Annotated in this window: 16 protein-coding genes and 1 tRNA gene; 6 read left to right on the top strand and 11 right to left on the bottom strand. The window is 71.4% G+C overall.

What is annotated here, in order from left to right; translation table 11 throughout:
• Positions 1-49: 49 nt before the first annotated feature.
• The 6 genes from pheT to infC all read right to left on the bottom strand — a co-directional run bounded on the left by pheT (position 50) and on the right by infC (position 5936).
• On the bottom strand, positions 50-2542 hold the full coding sequence (gene pheT / locus DEI98_RS07110; protein WP_111100329.1) for a phenylalanine--tRNA ligase subunit beta: 2493 nt from the start codon (positions 2540-2542) through the stop codon (positions 50-52).
• A complete protein-coding gene (pheS, locus tag DEI98_RS07105; RefSeq protein WP_071405145.1) occupies positions 2542-3582 on the bottom strand; it encodes a phenylalanine--tRNA ligase subunit alpha in 1041 nt (346 codons plus the stop codon). Before pheS ends, pheT begins: the two co-directional genes overlap by 1 nt.
• Before the next feature lie 96 nt (positions 3583-3678).
• A complete protein-coding gene (locus tag DEI98_RS07100; protein WP_071405146.1) occupies positions 3679-4530 on the bottom strand; it encodes an RNA methyltransferase in 852 nt (283 codons plus the stop codon).
• 65 nt (positions 4531-4595) lie between these two features.
• Complete coding sequence (rplT, locus tag DEI98_RS07095) at positions 4596-4979, bottom strand: 50S ribosomal protein L20 (RefSeq protein WP_017887975.1); 384 nt, start codon at positions 4977-4979, stop codon at positions 4596-4598.
• Between the two features lie 27 nt (positions 4980-5006).
• A complete protein-coding gene (gene rpmI, locus DEI98_RS07090) occupies positions 5007-5201 on the bottom strand; it encodes a 50S ribosomal protein L35 (RefSeq protein ID WP_017887976.1) in 195 nt (64 codons plus the stop codon).
• A 60-nt stretch (positions 5202-5261) separates the two neighbouring features.
• Positions 5262-5936: a translation initiation factor IF-3 gene (infC, locus tag DEI98_RS07085; protein WP_081827403.1), complete on the bottom strand. Its 675-nt coding sequence runs from the start codon at positions 5934-5936 to the stop codon at positions 5262-5264.
• Positions 5937-6250: 314 nt separating this feature from the next.
• Between infC and DEI98_RS07080 the strand changes: the two genes are divergently transcribed.
• The gene (locus DEI98_RS07080; RefSeq protein ID WP_027466553.1) at positions 6251-6601 is read left to right on the top strand and encodes a DUF1844 domain-containing protein; all 351 of its coding nucleotides are present in this window, start codon (positions 6251-6253) and stop codon (positions 6599-6601) included.
• Between the two features lie 75 nt (positions 6602-6676).
• On the opposite strand, the gene DEI98_RS07075 is transcribed toward DEI98_RS07080, so the two are convergent.
• Positions 6677-8017: a phosphotransferase gene (locus DEI98_RS07075; protein WP_258370760.1), complete on the bottom strand. Its 1341-nt coding sequence runs from the start codon at positions 8015-8017 to the stop codon at positions 6677-6679.
• 128 nt (positions 8018-8145) lie between these two features.
• On the opposite strand from DEI98_RS07075, the gene DEI98_RS07070 reads away from it, so the two are divergent.
• The 4 genes from DEI98_RS07070 (at position 8146) to DEI98_RS07055 (ending at position 13436) form a co-directional block, all read left to right on the top strand.
• Entirely contained in the window at positions 8146-9618 is a 1473-nt protein-coding gene (locus DEI98_RS07070; protein WP_111100328.1) for a CHAD domain-containing protein, read from the top strand.
• A 20-nt stretch (positions 9619-9638) separates the two neighbouring features.
• Positions 9639-10094 (top strand): MaoC/PaaZ C-terminal domain-containing protein, encoded by a 456-nt coding sequence (locus DEI98_RS07065; RefSeq protein ID WP_027466555.1) that lies wholly within the window; start codon positions 9639-9641, stop codon positions 10092-10094.
• A gap of 90 nt (positions 10095-10184) precedes the next feature.
• Positions 10185-12065 carry a glycoside hydrolase family 2 protein gene (locus DEI98_RS07060; RefSeq protein ID WP_111100327.1) on the top strand — a complete coding sequence of 627 codons (1881 nt, stop codon included), beginning with the start codon at positions 10185-10187 and terminating at the stop codon, positions 12063-12065.
• Positions 12066-12224: 159 nt separating this feature from the next.
• Positions 12225-13436 (top strand): hypothetical protein, encoded by a 1212-nt coding sequence (locus DEI98_RS07055; RefSeq protein WP_258370759.1) that lies wholly within the window; start codon positions 12225-12227, stop codon positions 13434-13436.
• A 105-nt stretch (positions 13437-13541) separates the two neighbouring features.
• Here DEI98_RS07055 and DEI98_RS07050 read toward each other — a convergent pair whose 3' ends face one another.
• Positions 13542-14600: an amidase domain-containing protein gene (locus DEI98_RS07050; protein ID WP_181437970.1), complete on the bottom strand. Its 1059-nt coding sequence runs from the start codon at positions 14598-14600 to the stop codon at positions 13542-13544.
• 105 nt (positions 14601-14705) lie between these two features.
• Between DEI98_RS07050 and DEI98_RS07045 the strand changes: the two genes are divergently transcribed.
• Complete coding sequence (locus DEI98_RS07045; RefSeq protein WP_071405149.1) at positions 14706-15089, top strand: hypothetical protein; 384 nt, start codon at positions 14706-14708, stop codon at positions 15087-15089.
• A 156-nt stretch (positions 15090-15245) separates the two neighbouring features.
• Here DEI98_RS07045 and DEI98_RS07040 read toward each other — a convergent pair whose 3' ends face one another.
• From DEI98_RS07040 to DEI98_RS07030, 3 genes are all read right to left on the bottom strand, one after another.
• Entirely contained in the window at positions 15246-17123 is a 1878-nt protein-coding gene (locus tag DEI98_RS07040) for a hypothetical protein (protein ID WP_146243458.1), read from the bottom strand.
• Between the two features lie 197 nt (positions 17124-17320).
• A tRNA-Ala gene (locus tag DEI98_RS07035) sits at positions 17321-17396 on the bottom strand.
• Positions 17397-17469: 73 nt separating this feature from the next.
• Entirely contained in the window at positions 17470-18588 is a 1119-nt protein-coding gene (locus DEI98_RS07030) for a hypothetical protein (protein WP_111100324.1), read from the bottom strand.
• Between the last annotated feature and the right edge of the window lie 81 nt (positions 18589-18669).

Genomic DNA, 18669 nt, shown 5'->3' with positions numbered 1-18669 from the left:
TCGAGAGAGTCGGAGGCGGCGACCCCGGGCGGTGCTGATCCCGTGTGGGTCAGTCGCGCAGGGTCGCCCCGAATCGCTCGCCGGCACGTCGGACAGCGCCGTCACGGGCCTCGGTGGCCTCGGCAGCGGTCAGCGTGCGGTCCGTGGCACGGAAGCGCAGGGCGAACGTCAGGGACTTCTGTCCCTCGTCCACGCCGGAGCCCCGGTAGTCATCCACGAGCCGAGCATACTCCAACAGGTCTCCGGCGCCAGAGCGCACCGCATCCAGCACGTCACCGGCCGGCACGCCGGCATCGACGACGAGCGAGAGGTCCTGCGTGGCCGCCGGGTAGGAGACGATCGGCGCGACCGCGACGAGTTCCGGGGCCGCGGCGACCAGCGCGTCGAGGTCGAGCTCGACGACCGCCACCACCCGGGGCAGGACGGCGGCCTCGGCCAGTTCGGGCAGGAGCTCACCGGCGACGCCCACGACCGTGCCGTCGACGAGCAGCGACGCGGCACGGCCCGGGTGCAGGGACGGGTGGGTCGTCTGCGCGACGGTGAGTTCCACACCGACGGCCCAGGCGACCTGGCGGGCAGCGTCGATCGCGTCGGCGATCCCGAACGGTTCTGCCGTGGTGCCGGGCTGCTTGACGACCCGGTGGCCGGTGAGCAGTGCGGCGACGTGGAAGGGCTGGGCGGGCAGCGAGGCGTCCAGCGCCTCGAGCGTCGCGCGGTCGGGCCGGGCAGCGCCCGCCGGGACCTCGTCGGTGCCCAGCGTCACGCCCGTCACCGGCAGGAACACCCGGGACGTCTCGTAGAGCGCGACGTCCACGAGCCCGCGCGACACGTTGCGACGGGCGGCGTCGACCAGGGCCGGGACGCCGCTGCGGCGCAGGAGGTTCTGCTCGCTGTCCAGGGCGTTCGCGAGCACGACGCTCGGTCCGCCCTGCGGGTCGATCCCCGGGTAGGCGTCCTGCATGGCGGCCGACACGAACGGTGCCGTGACGACCTCGGTCAGGCCCGCCGCGGCCAGCGCCGAGGCGACCCGACGACGAGCCTGCTGGTGCCGGGTCAGGCCCCGGCCGGGCGGCGCGACCGGCAGCACGCTCGGGATCCGGTCGTAGCCGACGATGCGCGCGACCTCTTCGACGAGGGTGGTGTCGTCGGTCAGGTCGGGACGCCAGGTGGGCGGGGTGACCGCGAGCTGCTCACCGTCGGTCTCGACCGTGGCGCCGATCGCACGGAGCGTGTCGATGACCTCGGCGTCGGTGTACTCGACGCCGACGAGCTCGGCCGGACGCGAGAGCCGCATCGTCACGGTCGCCCGCGGCTCGGTGTCGACGAGCGTCGACCCGAGGGCGTCAGCGGTACCGCCGGCGAGCTCGACGAGGAGCTCGACGGCACGGTTCGCCGCGGCCTCGGCCACCTGCGGGTCGACCCCGCGCTCGAAGCGACGGGATGCCTCGCTGGGGAGCTTGTGGCGACGAGCGGTGCGGGCGATCGAGACCTGGTCGAACCCGGCGGCCTCGATCAGGACGTCGGTGGTGCTCGCCGAGATCTCGGTGCGGGCTCCGCCCATGACGCCGGCGAGGCCGACGGGACCGTCGTCGTCGGTGATGACGAGGTCTTCGGGGTCGAGCTTCCGGACCGTGCCGTCGAGGGTCTCGAGCGTCTCGCCAGCGGTCGCCCGACGCACGCCGAGGCCGCCCGCGATGGTCTGCAGGTCGTAGCCGTGGAGCGGCTGGCCGAGCTCGAACATGACGTAGTTCGTGATGTCGACGGGCAGGGAGATCGAGCGCACCCCGGCCAGCGACAGGCGCGACACCATCCAGGACGGTGTCTTGGCGGCCGGGTCGGTCCCGCGCACGACGCGCGTGACAAACGTCGACGCTCCGGCCCGACCCCGGATGGGGGCCTGGTCGTCGATCGTGACCCGGAAGCCCTCGGCCGCACGCGGCGCGACGCGGTCGACGGGGTCGTGGAAGATGGCTCCGGTGGCGTGCGCGTACTCACGGGCGACCCCGCGCATGCTGAGCACGTAGCCGCGATCGGGCGTGACGTTGATCTCGACCGCGGCGTCGTCGAGGCCGAGGAGCGCGATGGCGTCGGCACCGACGGTGGGGTCCATGCCGAGGTCGGCGAAGCGCAGGATGCCGTCGTGCTCGTCGCCCAGCCCGAGCTCGCGGGCCGAGGCGATCATGCCGTCGGACACGTGCCCGTAGGTCTTGCGGGCGGCGATCGGGAACGGCCCTGGCAGGACCGCCCCGGGCAGCGTGACGACGACGAGGTCGCCGACGTCGAAGTTGTGCGCGCCGCAGACGATGCCGCGGGGCTCGGCTTCGCCGACGTCCACCTGGCACCAGTTGATGGTCTTGCCGTTCTTCTGCGGCTCGGGGACTCGCTCGAGGACCCGACCGACCACGATGGGGCCGGTCAGGTCGAAGGTGTGGACGTCCTCTTCCTCGAAGCCGACCGACACGAGCGCCGCGTGGACGTGCTCGAGGGTGACGTCCTCGGGGAGGTCGACGGACTCACCGAGCCAACGGAGTGGGACGCGCATCAGACCACCGTTCCGAACTGCTGCGAGAAGCGGATGTCGCCCTCGAGGAAGTCACGCATGTCGTTCAGGCCGTTGCGGAACTGCAGTGTCCGCTCGATGCCCATGCCGAACGCGAAGCCCTGGTACTCGTCTGGATCGATGCCGGCGGCACGCAGGACGTTGGGGTTCACCATGCCGCAGCCACCCCACTCGACCCACCGCGCGCCACCCTTGGCGTTCGGCTGCCAGACGTCCATCTCGGCGCTGGGCTCGGTGAACGGGAAGTAGTTCGGGCGGAGCCGGATCTGCGCCTCGGCGCCGAACATCTGCCGGGCGAAGTGCTCGAGCGTGCCGCGCAGGTGCGCCATCGTCAGGCCCTTGTCGATCGCGATGCCCTCGACCTGGGTGAAGACCGGCAGGTGCGTGGCGTCGAGCTCGTCGGCACGGTAGACGCGACCCGGTGCGATCACGTACAGCGGGAGGTCACGCGACAGCAGCGACCGCACCTGCACCGGCGAAGTGTGGGTGCGCATGACCAGGTGCCGGTCGACGGGCTCGACGAAGATCGTGTCCGCCATGGCCCGGGCCGGGTGGTCCTGGTCGAAGTTCAGGGCGTCGAAGTTGAACCACTCGTGCTCGAGCTCGGGGCCTTCTGCCACTTCCCACCCCATGCCGACGAAGATGTCGGCGACGGCTTCGTTCAGCAGCGAGAGCGGGTGGCGGGAGCCGGTGGCGCGGTGGACCGGCAACGCGGTGACGTCGACGCGCTCGGCTTCGAGCCGTGCGTGTTCCTCGGCCACCGCGAGGACGGATTCCTGCTCGGCGATCGCCGCGTTCACCCGCCCACGGGCCTGCCCGACGAGCTTGCCCGCCGCGGCCTTCTGCTCCGGCGGCACACTGCGCATCGATGCGTTCATCCGCGCCAACGGTGACTGCTCACCGGTGTGCTCGGCCCTGGCCTGCTTCAGTTCGGCGACCGTCGTCGTGGCACGGACGGCGGCGAGGGCCGCGTCCACCGCGTCGGCGACGGCCGATTCGCTGATCTCGAGAGGTTCTGACACGAGACCCAAGCCTACCGGCCGTCGGGATACCACCCACCTGCACCGAGCGGACGGTGGATGACCGATGCCGACGACCGGCCTGGGGAGGGAGGAGCGTCAGCTCCGGAGCGCGAAGGCCGACTCGTACAGGCACACCGACGCGGCCGTGGCGAGGTTCATCGACTCCGCCTGCCCGTAGATCGGCACCTTGACGGCCCGGTCGACGAGCGCCAGGTCGTCGGCGGTGAGTCCGCGGGCCTCGTTGCCGAAGACCCACGCGGTCGGACCGTCGAGCATCCCCTCAGCGCGGACCACCGGCAGGTCGTCGCCCGAGACGTCCGCCGCGAGCACCGTGTAGCCGAGGGCCTTCGCCCGCTCGATCGTGTCGGCCAGGGTCACGCCGACCGACACCGGGACGTGGAACAGGGACCCGGTCGTCGACCGGACGACCTTCGGGTTGTACGGGTCGACCGAGCGTCCGGTCAGCACCACCGCGTCGGCGCCGGCCGCGTCGGCGGCCCGGATGATCGTGCCGGCGTTCCCCGGGTCCCGCACCTCTTCGAGGATGGCGACCAGTCCGGGCAACGCGGCCTGCTCGTCGGACGCATCACGGGCCTCCCGGTCGGCGGCGGCCGCAGCGCGGTCCGGGAAGACGTCCTTCACCGACGTCGGGAACTGCTGGCACACCGCCACCACGCCCTGCGGGGTGACCGTGTCGGCCATCGCGTCGAGCACCTGCTCGGTCACGAACCAGGTGTCCACCGGCGCGTCGTCCAGCCCGTAGCGGGCTGCGGCGGTCGGCGTCACGTAGAGCTCGCGCAGGAGCTCCGGGGCGTACTCCAGCGCTTCGCGGACGGCTTGGGGCCCTTCCAGCAGGAACAGGCCGGTCTCGGCCCGGACGTCCTTCTTGGCCAGGGCCGCAACGGCCTTCACGCGTCCGGCACGGGGGTTCTCGAGGAGATCGCTCACGACCCAAGTCTAGGAACGACGAAACCCCCGCCGTGCGGCGGGGGTTTCGCGAGCAGAAGAACTGACTACGCAGCCTTCGGGGCCGAGGTGTCGGCCGGGAGGGCCTTCTTCGCGGTCTCGACGAGCGCGGTGAAGGTCTCGGGGTTGTTCACCGCGAGGTCGGCGAGGATGCGACGGTCGACCTCGACGCCGGCCAGGTTGAGACCCTGGATGAGGCGGTTGTAGGTCAGGCCGTTCGCACGGGACGCAGCGTTGATGCGCTGGATCCACAGGCGACGGAACTCGCCCTTCTTCGCGTGACGGTCGCGGTACGCGTAGACGAGGGAGTGGGTGACCTGCTCCTTGGCCTTGCGGTACAGGCGCGAACGCTGGCCGCGGTAGCCCTCGGCGCGTTCGAGGATGACGCGGCGCTTCTTGGCGGCGTTGACCGCTCTCTTTACTCGTGCCATTGCACTATTCCTTTACGATCCGGGGGCTCAGTGGCCGAGGAGCTTCTTGACGTTCTTCGCGTCACCCTTGGAGAGGACCTGGTCCTCGTTCAGGCGGGCCTTGCGCTTGGAGCTCTTGACCTCGAGGTTGTGACGCATACCGGCCTGCTGCTTCATGATCTTGCCGGTACCGGTGACCTTGAAGCGCTTCTTCGACCCGGAGTGGGTCTTCTGCTTGGGCATGGTGGTGCCTTTCCGTGGGATGGATGGGGGGCCGCGTCGTTGCGGGTTCGGTCCGGGGACCTATTCGGCCGCGGCGTCCGTGGATTCCGCAGCTGCCTCGGACGTGGAACCGGCCTCGGCCTCGTCCTTGCCCTTCGCGGCGTGCTCGGTGGCACGACGCTCGGCCTTCTGTGCAGCACGCTTGGCGTTCTGCTCGCCCTTGACGTCGGACTTGTTCTTGAGCGGGGCGATGATCATCGTCATGTTGCGACCGTCCTGGGTCGGACGCGACTCGACGACACCGAACTCGGCGATCTCTTCCGCGAACTTCTGGAGGAGACGGACACCCTGCTCCGGACGCGACTGCTCGCGGCCACGGAAGAGGATCATCGCCTTCACCTTGTCGCCGCCGAGGAGGAACCCCTCGGCACGCTTGCGCTTCGTCTCGTAGTCGTGCACGTCGATCTTCAGGCGGAAACGGACCTCTTTCAGGTCCGTGTTCACCTGGTTGCGACGGGCTTCCTTGGCCTTCTGAGCGGCCTCGTACTTGAACTTGCCGTAGTCCATGATCTTGGCCACGGGCGGCTTCGAGTTCGGCGCGACCTCGACCAGATCCAGTTCGGCTTCCTGCGCGAGACGCAGTGCCATGGCGATCGGGACAACGCCGACCTGCTCACCCTGCGGACCGACGAGTCGGACTTCGGGAACGCGGATTCGGTCGTTGGTACGGGGATCGGTGATGCGGAGCTCCTTCAATCAGGTGGTGGCCGTCCGGGGCGTTTGCCCTGGACGACAGCACGAGAGAGGAGATCTGACGCACGGGATGTCGACCCGTTCGGCAGCCGCCCTGCATCGGATCCGTGGGATCCGACCGACGGGTGCAACACGTGCACTCGCGGAGCGGTGGTGACCCGGTAGCCTGGTGGAACGCGGCCGCGGGTGGGAGAGACTCCTCTTTCGTGACACCGTCCGGGTGTTGTCGAGGATCTTGATCTCAGGAGAACTGATGTCAAGGGAACTGACGGCACACGGACAGCATCTGCCGCGAGCAAGCCTAGCAGAGGAGCACCGTGAGCGACACCCCGATCGACGACACCGGCATCGACGCCGCCAGGGACATCGCGGAGGTGCCGGCGGTCGAACTCATCAACACCGTTGCGGTGCACCTGCTCAGTGCCGCGGCCGTCAAGGTCGGCCTGGCAGACGACCCGCAGGAACAGACCGACCTGGACGAGGCGCGGAAGCTCATCACCGCGCTGGCCGGCCTCGTCACCGCAGCCGCGACCGAGATCGGCGACCACCACGCCCGTCCGCTCCGCGACGGGCTGCGTTCGCTGCAGCTCGCCTTCCGCGAGGCATCGGCGATCCCGGACCCGATCGGCGCCGGACCGGGCGAGAAGTACACGGGACCCGTCAACTAGACGACGTCACCCGAAGACGGACGGGAGGCCCGTGGCGGTGTCGCCACGGGCCTCCCGTCCGTTTGTGGGTCGCGGTCAGGACCCGCTGTCGCCGACCAGGCGCGCGACGGCCGCGAGCGGGATGCCGACCCAGTCGGGTCGGTTGCGGGTCTCGTAGACGACCTCGTAGACCGCCTTGTCGAGTTCGAAGGCGTCGAGCAGCGCGCCGTGGGCGGTGAGGTCCGCGCCGGTGCCCCGCTGGTAGCCCTCGAGGAAGCGTGCCCGCGCCTCGGCCGCCCAGGCGGCCGCGTCGACCGGTTCGGCGTCGTGCGCCAGCGCACCCGCGACGTAGTCGAACGAGCGGAGCATGCCCGCGACGTCGCGCAGGGTGACGTCCGGCAGCGAGCGTTCGTCGAGGGGGCGGAGGGGTTCGCCCTCGAAGTCCAGGAAGACCCAGCCACGGGGACCCGGTGCCGACAGGACCTGTCCGAGGTGCAGGTCACCGTGGATGCGCTGCAGGTCCGGCCACGTCGCGTCGGCGGCACGGGCGTAGACCGCGCGGATGGCGTCGGCGTGGTCGGCGACGGCCGGGGCCTCGCGGGCGGCGGTGTCGAGTCGGGCGTGCATCGTGGCGACGGCGGCGTCCCGTCGGGGCGCGTCGGCCGGTTCCGTCGGCAGCGCTCCGGCGAGGGTGCGGTGCACGTCGGCGAGCGCGGTGCCGAGCTGCTCGGCGCGGTCACCGAACGGCGTGCCGGCCTGCGCCTCCTGCAGGGCGACGCGCCAGGCGTCGTCGAGCCCGGGGAGGAACTCCTGGGCGAAGGCGAGGTGCCCCGTCGCCGTGCCGTCCGGGCGTCCGACGTCCGGCCAGTCGGCGCGGAGGGCGCCGTAGACCCGCGGCACACGCGTGCTGCCCGCCGCCGTGAGGGCGAGCTGCGTGGTCACGTCGGGGTTGTCGCCGTGGTGCAGCACGCGGAAGACCTTGATGATGACGCGGTCGCCGGACTCGGTGTCGCAGATGACCGAGGTGTTGGACTGCTCACCCGTCAGGACGCGGGCGGCGGTGACCCGGCCGATCGGGCTGAGGCTGTCCGGTGCCGCGTCGATGCGTGCGGCGAGTGCCGACACCCACGCGAGATCGGTGGTGGCGTCGACGACCGTGCCGTCGGGGCCGCTGGTGATCGGCGACTGGTAGAGGACGGGGACCGTGGGTGCCTCGTCGAGCACCAGCCGGGTCCCGTCGTCGGTCGAGATCGTCCGGAGGTGTGGCACGGACCCCTTCGAGGCGTACCAGCGGCGGTCGGCGATCCAGGACTCGAGGTCGCGGTCGCTTGGCGTGCTGGTGTCCGGGGCGCTGGTGTCGGGGGCGCTGGCGTCTGCGCGGGTGTCTGCGCTCGTGTCTGCGCGGGTGTCGGGGGCGCTGGGTGCTCCGTCGCTCATGCAGCGGAACCTACGCGCCGGGGCCTGGCGAGGTGCCGAGTCCCCCACAGGACGGGCCGGGCCGGGCTCCGTCCACAGAGCCCCGATGCCCCCGGTCTGACACGGGTGCGTCGGACGACACTTGCGGCATGCCCCGATCCGCTGCCGCTCCTCCCCCCGCCGCTGACGCTGCACCTGCGCTCCCCGACCCCCGCCGGACCTGGCGGATCCTCGACGACCGCAGGCTCCCCGCACTCGAGCCGTTCGCCGCCGACGTCCGCCGTCACGAAGCGGTGACGGCGCGCGAGACGGTGTGGGACTCCGACGACCGGGTGCTCGCCGCCGAGGGTGTCGTGCTCACACGCTCGCCGGACGGCACCTGGACGATCGACCGGGGTGCCCACGGGGTCGGTCCGGAACCGCTCGACGCTGCGTCCGACGGTCCCCCACGCGACGCCGTCGAGGTGTTCCTGCGTGGTCGTCCACTGCGGACCGTCCTGGTCCGTGACACCACCACGACGCTCGTGACCCTCCGCGGCAGGGACGGCCGGGTGCGGGCCGAGGTCGCCGACGTGCGCGTGGACGACGGCGACCCGGACACCACCGTGCTGCGGTCGTCGCGGTGGTGGGCCCTGACGGACGACGGACGCGACGGTGCCACGGCACGAGCGACCGAACGAGCGCTGCACGACGCGGCGACGGACCCGGTGGACGTTTCGTCGGTACCGCTCCCCCGGGGCCCGGAGCCGGCGCCGGAACGCCGACGCGGCCGAGCGAAGCGCCCCCGGCCGGACACCGCCGCCGGGTTCGTCCTCCGGGTGCTCGATGCCCTGCGGCGTGACCTCGTCGCGGCGGACCCCCGGGTACGAGCCGACGAGCCCGAGGCCGTGCACGACCTGCGGAAGGTGCTGCGCCGCCTGCGGAGCGTGCTCGCGGCGTTCCGCGGCGCGCTCGACCGTCAGGCGACCGAGGACCTCCGTGCCGCCCTGGCCGAGACCGGACGGATCGCCGGGACCGCTCGCGACGCCGAGGTGCTGCACGCCGGCCTGTCCCGGTCGGCGGCACACGCCCCCGACGGGTACGTGGACGCCGAGACCCTCGACCGTATCGCTTCGGAGACCGCGGAACGTCGCAGCGTCGCTGCGGCCGAACTCCGGCGAGCGCTGCGTTCCGATGCCTGGTTCCGGACGCTCGACGCCCTCGACGACCTGCTGCTGCGCGCGCCGGCCGGCCCGCACGCGGACGACGATGCGGCCGCGTTCGCCACCAGGCGCATCCGGCACGAGCGGGCACGCGTCGGTCGGCTGCTGGGTGATCCCAGCGATGACCTCGACACCCTGCACGAGGTCCGGAAGGCCACGCGCCGGTTGCGCTACGCCCTGCAGGCGGCCGGTGACGTGCCCGACGTCGGGAAGCGCCGGCTCGGTCGACTGCGACGGGTGCAGGAGACCCTCGGCGAGACGCTCGACGCCGCACACGCAGCCGATGCGTACCGACGGCTGGCAGCCGTGGCAGCGCAGCACGGCGAGGACACGTTCGGGTACGGAGTCCTGGCGACGACCGAGCAGGCGGCCAGCACGCAGGGCCTCCACCGATCGCGGAAGCTGCTCGCGCGGCTCTGACCGGGTGCGAGAATCGGGCCGTGCCGCACTACTTCGAGGACCTCGCTGCCGGACAGACCTTCACCACGCCGGGGCGCACCATCACCGAAGCGGACGTGGTGTCGTTCGCCTCGTGGACGAACGACAACAACCAGGTGCACACGGACGTCGAGTTCGCGGGGAAGACCCGGTACGGGCAGCGGATCGTGCACGGGTTGCTCGGCACCTCGCTGTGCCTCGGGCTCATCGCGCGCACGGGCGTCTTCGAGGGGTCCGCGGTGGCACTGCTCGGGATCGACCAGTGGCGGTTCACCGAGCCCGTGTTCATCGGGGACACCGTCACCTGCACCGTCGAGGTCCTGGGCACCCGGCTGACGAGTTCGGGCACGACCGGGATCGTCGAACGAGCGGTGGCCCTGCGGAACCAGCACGGCGTGGTCGTCCAGCAGGGACGGATGGACGTCATGGTGCTCACCCGCGACGCCGCGATCGACTGAGCGGCCGCTCGACGAGCGCCCTGCGGAACCTGCTCTGCGCAATCCCGACTCCCTCTTTACAACGATGTACCAGCACGGGAGCATGGACGCATGAGCACGCTCGACGGCATCGTGGCCGCACCTGACTCCGCTTCCGCCCCCGGCCTCCCCCTCGCTTCGCGACAGGACGGCACGTACCCCCGGCCGCAGATGCTCCGCACGGCGTGGGCCGACCTCGACGGCACGTGGTCGTTCCGGAACGACGGCGACGACGACGCCTGGCGCACCGGCTTCACCGACGCCCGGGACATCGTCGTCCCGTTCCCGCCCGAGTCCCCGGCCTCGGGCATCGACGAGCCCGGGTTCAACCCCGTGGTCTGGTACTCCCGCGCGATCACCCGCTCGGAGATCGACGCCGCCGGGTTCGGCACCGGCGCCCCTCGACTCGTGCTGCACTTCGGCGCCGTCGACCACCGCGCCCGCGTCTGGATCGACGGGCAGTTCATCGGCGAGCACGAGGGCGGCCACACCCCGTTCTCCTTCGACGTCACCGAGGCGCTGACCACGGACCCCGACGCCGTGCACACCCTGGTGGTCCGCGCCGAGGACGACCCGCACGACCTGACCCAGCCACGCGGCAAGCAGGACTGGCACGAGGACCCGCACGCGATCTGGTACCGACGGACCACCGGGATCTGGCAGACGGTCTGGCTCGAGGCCGTGCCGACCGCCTCGATCGCTTCCCTGCGCTGGACGAACGTCGACCACGCGACCATGCGTCTGACGGTCCGGCTCGACGGTCACCGCACGGGCGGCGAACGCCTGCGCGTCGAGGCCCGCTGGGACGACCGCGACGAGCACCTCGCCACGGTCGAGACCACCGTCGGCGAGACCGGGGACGAGTTCGACGTGGTCGTGCCGATCGCGCGGCAGACGAACGGACAGGCCGAGGACGAGCTGCACTGGACGCCGGACACGCCCCGGCTGATCGACGCCACGGTCATGCTGCTGGCGCGCTCCGGCAACGGCACGACGGTGGGCACGGTCGCGCTCGACGCGGTCGCCAGCTACTTCGGGATCCGGACGGTCGGGGTCGACGGCGGCGCGTTCCTGCTCAACGGCCGACGCCACGACGTCCGCAGCGTCCTGAACCAGGGCTACTGGCCCGAGTCCCACATCGCCGCCCCGTCCCGCCGGGCACTCCGCCGCGAGGTCGAACTCATCAAGGAGCTCGGCTTCAACGCGGCCCGCAACCACCAGAAGATCGAGGACCCCCGGTTCCTGTACTGGGCCGACCGGCTCGGACTCATGGTGTGGGGCGAGGCCCCCGGCGCCTACGCGTTCTCCCCCCGCGCCGTGCAGCGTCTGATGCGCGAGTGGATGGACGCCGTCGAGCGTGACGCGTCGCACCCGTCGATCGTCACGTGGGTGCCCGCCAACGAGAGCTGGGGTGTGCAGCACATCGCCACCGACCCCGCCCAGCAGGCCTACGCCCGAGCCCTCGCCGACGTCACGCGGGCGTTGGACCCGACGCGTCCGGTGATCTCCAACGACGGGTGGGAGCACACGAACTCCGACATCGTCACGATCCACGACTACGAGGGCGACGGACCCCGGCTCGCTGCCACCTACGCGGACGAGACCGCACGGACCCGACTCCTCGGTGGCATCGGCCCGGCGGACCGTCGCATCCTGGTCGGCGGCGCCGAGGACCTCGGCCAGCCGGTCATGCTCACCGAGTTCGGCGGCGTGAACTACCAGCCGGGCGTCCAGCGCGAGGACGGCTGGGGGTACACGTCGGCCACTGACGGCGACGACTGGGTGGCCCGCATCACCGCGCTGTACGACGCGATCCGCGCGAGCTCGTTCCTCGCCGGGTCCTGTTACACGCAGCTCACCGACACCATGCAGGAGACGAACGGCCTGCTCAACGCAGACCGCTCCCCGAAGGTCCCGATCGAGCAGATCCGTCGCGCGGTCACGGGGCGCTAGCCGGGAGGCCCGCACTTCGTGAGCAGGAATGGTCGGGCCCGGCAGACGGACCCGACCATTCCTGCTCACGATGCGCACGGGTTGCCTCGCGCCGGGCGGGTGGCGGCCCGCGATGCGGGGCGCGGCCTGCGATCTGGGAAGATCGGGCGGGTGACGAGCGTGGCGGAAGCGAGCCGGGCCTCCCGGCGGGGGTTCCGCAGCCTGCTGACCGGACGGCGCAGCGCCTGGACCGCGCCGCTGCTGATCTGGGCGGGCTCGCGGGTGGTCAGCACGGTGCTGCTGGCGACCGTGTACCTGCTGGCGACCGCGAACGGCTGGCCGTTCGCCTCGTACCGGCAGGATCCCTCGTTCTTCACGTTCTCGGGCTCGTGGGACGCCTCGTTCTACCGGACCATCGCCGAGCACGGGTACCCGGCAACGCTGCCGGTCGACGACTCCGGGCACGTCCTGCCGAACGCGTGGGCGTTCCTGCCGGTGTTCCCCGCGGTCGTGCGGATCCTGATGACGCTGACCGGCGCCTCGTTCTGGGTCGCCGGGGTCGTGGTGGCGTCCATCGCCGGAGCGGGTGCCTGCGTGCTGCTGTACCGGCTGGTGCTCGCCGTCGGGTGCTCGCACCGGGCCCGCTGGGCGACGGCCCTGTTCGCGTTCGCGCCGACGGGGTTCCTGCTGCAGGTCGCCTACGCGGAGAGCCTGCTGCTCGTGCTGCTGTTCGGTGCCCTGCTCGCCCTGGTCCGGCGACGGTACTGGCTGATCGCGCCGCTCGGTGTCGTGGCGGCGTTCACGAAACCCGGGGTCCTCGCGCTGGCGCTGGCACTGGCCGTGCACCTGGTCCTGCGGTGGCGGGCCTGGCGCCGGCAGCAGGACGCGTTCCCGTGGCGGGACCGGATCGCGATCGCGGTGGCCGGCCTGGTCGTCGCGGCTGCGGGACTTGCGTGGCCCGTCATCGCGACGGCCGTGACCGGGCGACCGAACGCGTACCTGGACACGGAGCTGTCGTGGTGGGTGGGGTTCGTCGGGCGGCAGCACTTCGCGCCGCTGACGCCGTGGTTCACGATGGCGTCGACGTGGCTCGGGCCGCTCGGCATCGTGCTCGTCGTCGTGGTGCTCGCCGGCGCGGTGTGGTTCTTCTCGCGCAGGAGCACCCGGGCCCTGGGTACCGACGTCCTCGCGTTCACAGCCTCCTACGGGCTGTACCTGGTGGCGGTGTTCCTGCCGCAGCAGTCGTTGCCGCGGTTGCTCATGCCGATGGCGCCGTTGCTCGGGTCGGACGTCTTCGTGGGGACACGGCGGCGGGCGGTGACGTGGCTGGTCGTGGGGGTGTGCCTGCAGCCGCTCGCCATCGTGTTGCTGTGGTTCCTCGGGTACCCGTGAGCGGCGCTGGTCGTCGGCTCTGCAAAACGCCGGTGTTCGCCGGTTGAACACGCGCAGACCGCGGTGCGACGCGCGAACACCGGTGTCTTGCGGGCCGCGACAGCGCTACACGTCGAACGTGTGGAACCAGGCCGATCCGCCGGGGTGCTGCACCGTGATCATCTCGTCGAGGTCGCGGTAGGGGCCGTCCTGGTTGTGGCTCGCCGACTTGATGCGGATGGTGCCGTCGGGCTCGGTGAAGACCTCGGACACGATGGTGGTGTGGTCCGGTGACCCGTTGGCGTTCCAGTCGAAGAACACGATGTCGCCGACCTTCACCTTGTCGCGCTCGTCCGACGAACGCCGGGTGAGTCCGAACTCGGCCGCGTTGGTCTCGAGCCACGGGTCCATCGTCGGGCAGTAGGTCCACGTCGCACTGTGCTCGGCACCGGCTGACCGGTTGTACCAGTCGGACCGCTGCTCCCACCCGCGGGCGATGAGCGTCTGGCTAACGTAGTTCGCGCAGTCGCCGCCGATCGGGTTCATCGTGCCGTACTCGGCGAGGTTGTAGTCCTTCCAGTACCGCATCGCGTACGCGAGCTGCCGGTCGACGTCGGTCAGTGCGGCGTAGGCCAGGGTGGTCGAAGCGACCGCGCTGCCCGCAGCGGGTGTCGTGGCGGCGGTCGGGGTCGGCGTGGTCGTCGCGGTGTCCTGGGTGGCGCCGCTCTGCCCGTCGTTCGCGGCGCTGCCGTTGCCGTCAGAGGACTGGTTCGCCGACGCGGTGGGCTCGATCACCGCGGTGAAGAGCGCGACGTCGGCGTCACCGGCGGTGTACATCGCCTGGTGCGGGGCCGTGAAGGTCACCTTCGACGCGGTCGCCGTGACGTCGCGCGCAGCGACACCGCCGACGGTGACGCCCTTGACGGCGGCGAGTCCGGTCCCCGTCACGGTGATCGTGACGCCACCGGCGAGCGGGACCTGCGCTGGAGTGACGGCCTTCGCGACGGGCTTCGCCGTCGGGGTGGACGATGCGTCCGCACCCCCGGAGCTCCCGCGCCCGCCGCCCGAACCCTTGCCCAAGTCGCCGCCCTTGTCGCTGCCGGAGGAGCACGCCGCGACGGCGAGCCCGATCCCGGCGACGCCGGCGAGGGACAGGAGTGCGCGGCGGTTCATCGAGGCAGTCATGACACGACCAGCGTAAGCGACACCTCCGTCGTTCCGACACGGCATGATCGTCTTCGGGGGCGAGCGTCCTCCGTGTCCCAGCGGACCCGTTCGGAAGGAACACACATGCCCGAGAGCCACGACTTCTTCGTCGCCACCGACCCCGAGACCGCCCGTGCCCAGGTGCGTGAGGCGCTGTCACGCGAGGGCTACACCGTCGACGACGCCGAGCAGGGGGCACTCCGTGCGACCCGCGGCAGCCTCGGCCTGACGCTCCTCATCGGCGGCATGGCGAACGACCGCACGTTCCACACCCGCCTCGACGTGCAGATCATGATCGCCCCGGACGGCCGCACGGTCGCCCGACTGCTGCGCGGCTCGGGCAAGTCCGCGATCAAGGGTGGAGCGCTCGGCATCTCCCGCGGCAACCGTGCCTTCGAGCAGGCCGCGAACGCGATCCACACCACCTTCGCGCAGTCCGGCGTGCTGACGGAGAGCATCGCCGGCTGACACGTCGACGTCGGGGCCGGGTCCGACGCGACCCGCAGACGGGCGGGAGGCCCGGTGCCAGCTGGCACCGGGCCTCCCGCCCGTCTGCGACTCGCGCTCGCCGTTATGATGCGCGCCGATCCGCTCGCGAACCGTCGCAGGTCGCGTGCCCCTGCGTCAGCTGCAGGACCAGTCGCGGTCGATCACGGTCGAGCCGAACGGCGTGACGTACTGCGTCATCCTGATGGGTCCACCGAGCAGACGAGCGCCGGAGCAGGCCGCCTGAGCCTGGTCGAGTCGGGCCGCACCGAGCGCGATCCAGCTCGGCAGCGGCCGGAGCGGACTCGATGCCGGGACGGTCCCCATAATCTTGTTGAACTGGTACGAGGTCGAGTAGACCCCGATCTGGGTCACTCCCGCGTCCTGCAGGGCCTTCGTCATGCCCTCGAGCGCCGCACGGTTCTGCCCGGCGTCCGAGGTGACGTACGACAGCCCGGTCTCGACGTCGAGCCACCAGCGGTACTGACCAGGATTGGTGACTCCGCGGGTGTTGGCTGCTTCGTAGGCGCGGGCGTACCCGTACATGTACGAGCACGCTGCCGTCGTCTTCCAGGTCGACTGCGCACCGGACTGCGGTGTGCAGGTGCCGTACGCCGTGGGCATAGCGACTGTCTGGCCGTTCGGCGCGAGGTTCGACGTCGGCCACACCGAGGCTGCCCGTGCCCCGGGGTTCGTGAAGAGCGAGTAGACCTGCGTCGTCGGCTGGGCGGTGCCGCCGGCGGAGGCCTCGGCCCAGCCGAGCTGCTGTTGCAAGCAGGGGTTCGTCGTGTTGGCGCGTTCACCGTTCACCCCGACGATCCCGAACGACTGGTCGGTGGGGACGGTCTTGCCGCACTGCGGCCAGGAGATGTCCACGCCGGTCCCCGAACCCGTCGATCCATCGAGGAAGTACCCCACGACGTCGACGTAGACCGTCGCAGTCCCGCCGGACACCTTCGCCTGCACCTGCCCTCCGGCTGCGAGCGGCGCGATCAAGGCGTTCCCGATCGTCTGCCCCTTGGCGTAGACCTGCGTCGGCACGCTCGAGGCCAGCCCCGCACCGACGACGCGGAGTGATCCCCCGGTGCTTCCCTTGCCGACCTTCGCGTTGATGACCGCAGCGGTCGCATTGCGCGGGACACCTGCGGTGCCGGCGACGGTGACCTTCTTCGCGGTGGTCCCGGCAGCGACGGTCGCAGCTCGGACCGGGTGCGCGGGGACGAAGACCGAACCGTTGGCGTTCGGCGCGTAGTACCCGACCACGTCGGCGAGCACCCGTGCGGATCCGGAGGAGACTCGCGCTTGCACGGCGCCGCCGGAGAGCCTGACCGTGGTCGTGTTGGCGACGGTGATGCCCTTCTCGTACATCAACGAGACGACCCCGGCGTTGTTGCCGGACGGGGTGATCCGCAGCCGACCACTCGTTGCGGGGCGGGAGACGTCGGTCTGGAGCACCACTGCGGTGGCGTTCGCCGGGACACCCGCCTTCCCCGCGACCACGATCTTCTTCGCCGCGGTGGACACCGTCCCGTTCAGCACGTTCGTCGGCGGCAGCGGCGTGTACGTGGAACCGGATGTACTCGTGCCGTACCACCCCGCAACGTCGAGCGAAACGGTGGCCTTGCCCGCGGACACCTTCACCTGGGCCTTGCCCGAGGTGAGCCCGACCGTGGTGGTGCCGGAGATCGGCTGCGCCCGGCGGAAGTTCTGGATCGCGGGGCTCGCCGTGCTGCCGGCCGGTGCAACGCTGACGTACCCGGCGGCGCTCGGCGCGTTCACGGTCGCGGTGAGCACGACCGCGGTGGCCGAAGCGGGGATGCCGTTCCTGCCGCCGAGGGTCACCGTGGTCGCCGTGCTCGTGGCCGTGCCGGACCAGGCCCGCGCAGGTGCGACCGGCGTGAAACGCCCCGTCGTCGGTGCCGCTGCCGATGCCGGTGCGACCGGCCCGACGACGGCGAGCCCGGCCGCGACGGCGAGCACCGTGCCGAACGATGCAATAGCGGTCCTGAAGCGCATGTGTTCCCCCGTTCCCCGCGCCGGTCGGCGCACGGGGAGTCTAGGGCGGTGCGTTGGACAACACACCACCCCTGTCCGTGAACTGTGTCGAACGATCCACCTGACTCGGCCTGTGGAGGACGGTCCCCTCGACACGTCCGCCACCGACAGAACGGCCCGGAACCTGTGGGTTCCGGGCCGTTCTCGTGGTTGCTACCTGGTGGAGCTAAGGGGATTCGAACCCCTGACCTTCTCATTGCGAACGAGACGCGCTACCAACTGCGCCATAGCCCCAAGTGCTCGACCACACTAGCACCCTCGTTCGGCCCAGCCGAAATCGCAGGTGGCCCTTCGGGCGTGCCGCGGGTCAGACCGCGCGGCGGCGTCGCATGATCGCGTCGAGGTCGGCCTGCTGGTACGCGTCGTCGTCGAGGACACCCATGCCGGCCCACTTGCTCGGCGGCCCGGCAGGCTCGTCGGCGGGAGCAGGAGCGCCGGGAGCAGGAGCTCCGGGAGCAACACCGGCCGACGCGGCAGGGGCGGCGGGGGCCCGGAGCCCGAGCCGCTCGGCCAGACGCCCCTGGTCGTGCGCGGACAGCGACGCCGCAGCCTCTTCCAGTTCGGGTCGCATCCGCGACACCCGCGCCAGCGACGGGTCGGACTCCCCGGCGCGGATCGCGGCAGCTTCGGCCTCGGCTTCCGCCTTGGCCGCGGCGACGCGCTCCTTCAGGCGGGCAGCGAGTTCCGCCGACGACTCGGGCGAGACGGCCGGAGCAGCCGGCCGCTCCACGTAGAGGGGCTTCGGAACGTGGTTCGGGGTCCAGGAGCGGTCTGCTGCGGGCTCGGCAGGCTGCTCGGTCGACAGGGGCGGCGCCGGGTCCGTCCAGGCGGTGGCCGGCCGGGAGGCGCGGGTCGCGCCCGTCTCGGCGGCCGCGAGACGCTGCTTCCGCGCCGTCGCCACCTGGTGCAGCTGGGCCAGGACCGCTGCGGACCCACCGGCGGCGACGAGTCCGGCGACACCGACGAGCCAGAGCGACGGTGCCGCGACGAAGACCACGAGGGCGATGACGACGCCGAGCGTGCCGAACAGGGTCGCCCCGAGCCGGGAACGGCGCATGCGCATCGCGGTCAGGGCCGGCACGGCGGACGCCCGCTCGAGCACCGGTGCCTGCTCGGCCAGGCGGCGGGTGATCTCACGCTGCCGCGCGGCTTCGTGGGCTCGGACGATGGCGGTGCGCTTGGCCTCTTCGGACCGGGCGACGCGCTGCGCCTGGGCGAGGGACTTCGCGTTCATCTCGATGCGGACCTCGTCCGGCAGCTCGGCGGTCTGCGCGAGGATCCGGAGGGTCTGCTGCAGCCGGATGGCGTTCCGCTCGGTGGCCAGGTACTGGCGGCGGGCGGCCCACGACGGCATCAGGTAGACGAGCCAGAGGACGGCCGCGACGAGCAGGACGATGCCGCCACCCCACGAGCCGATTCCTGCCATGCGAACACGGTAGGGGTGGCGGTTCCCGCGCCGCGTCATTGCCGGACGCGTGTTGCGCGTGTCGGGGCGGAATCCGTGGGA

Source organism: Curtobacterium sp. MCLR17_034, from assembly GCF_003234485.1.
Classification (GTDB): Bacteria; Actinomycetota; Actinomycetes; order Actinomycetales; family Microbacteriaceae; genus Curtobacterium; species Curtobacterium flaccumfaciens.
The sequence above is the reverse complement of the archived record's forward strand: the minus strand, read 5'-3'. Positions and strand labels throughout refer to the sequence as shown.

Excerpts from the sequence above, each read along its gene's own strand:
- pheT (WP_111100329.1), bottom strand. The coding sequence starts at position 2,542 with ATGCGCGTCCCACTCCGTTGGCTCGGTGAGTCCGTCGACCTCCCCGAG.
- rplT (WP_017887975.1), bottom strand. The coding sequence starts at position 4,979 with ATGGCACGAGTAAAGAGAGCGGTCAACGCCGCCAAGAAGCGCCGCGTC.
- rpmI (WP_017887976.1), bottom strand. The coding sequence starts at position 5,201 with ATGCCCAAGCAGAAGACCCACTCCGGGTCGAAGAAGCGCTTCAAGGTC.
- DEI98_RS07075 (WP_258370760.1), bottom strand. The coding sequence starts at position 8,017 with ATGAGCGACGGAGCACCCAGCGCCCCCGACACCCGCGCAGACACGAGC.
- DEI98_RS07070 (WP_111100328.1), top strand. The coding sequence starts at position 8,146 with ATGCCCCGATCCGCTGCCGCTCCTCCCCCCGCCGCTGACGCTGCACCT.
- DEI98_RS07060 (WP_111100327.1), top strand. The coding sequence starts at position 10,185 with ATGAGCACGCTCGACGGCATCGTGGCCGCACCTGACTCCGCTTCCGCC.
- DEI98_RS07050 (WP_181437970.1), bottom strand. The coding sequence starts at position 14,600 with ATGACTGCCTCGATGAACCGCCGCGCACTCCTGTCCCTCGCCGGCGTC.
- DEI98_RS07045 (WP_071405149.1), top strand. The coding sequence starts at position 14,706 with ATGCCCGAGAGCCACGACTTCTTCGTCGCCACCGACCCCGAGACCGCC.
- DEI98_RS07040 (WP_146243458.1), bottom strand. The coding sequence starts at position 17,123 with ATGCGCTTCAGGACCGCTATTGCATCGTTCGGCACGGTGCTCGCCGTC.
- DEI98_RS07030 (WP_111100324.1), bottom strand. The coding sequence starts at position 18,588 with ATGGCAGGAATCGGCTCGTGGGGTGGCGGCATCGTCCTGCTCGTCGCG.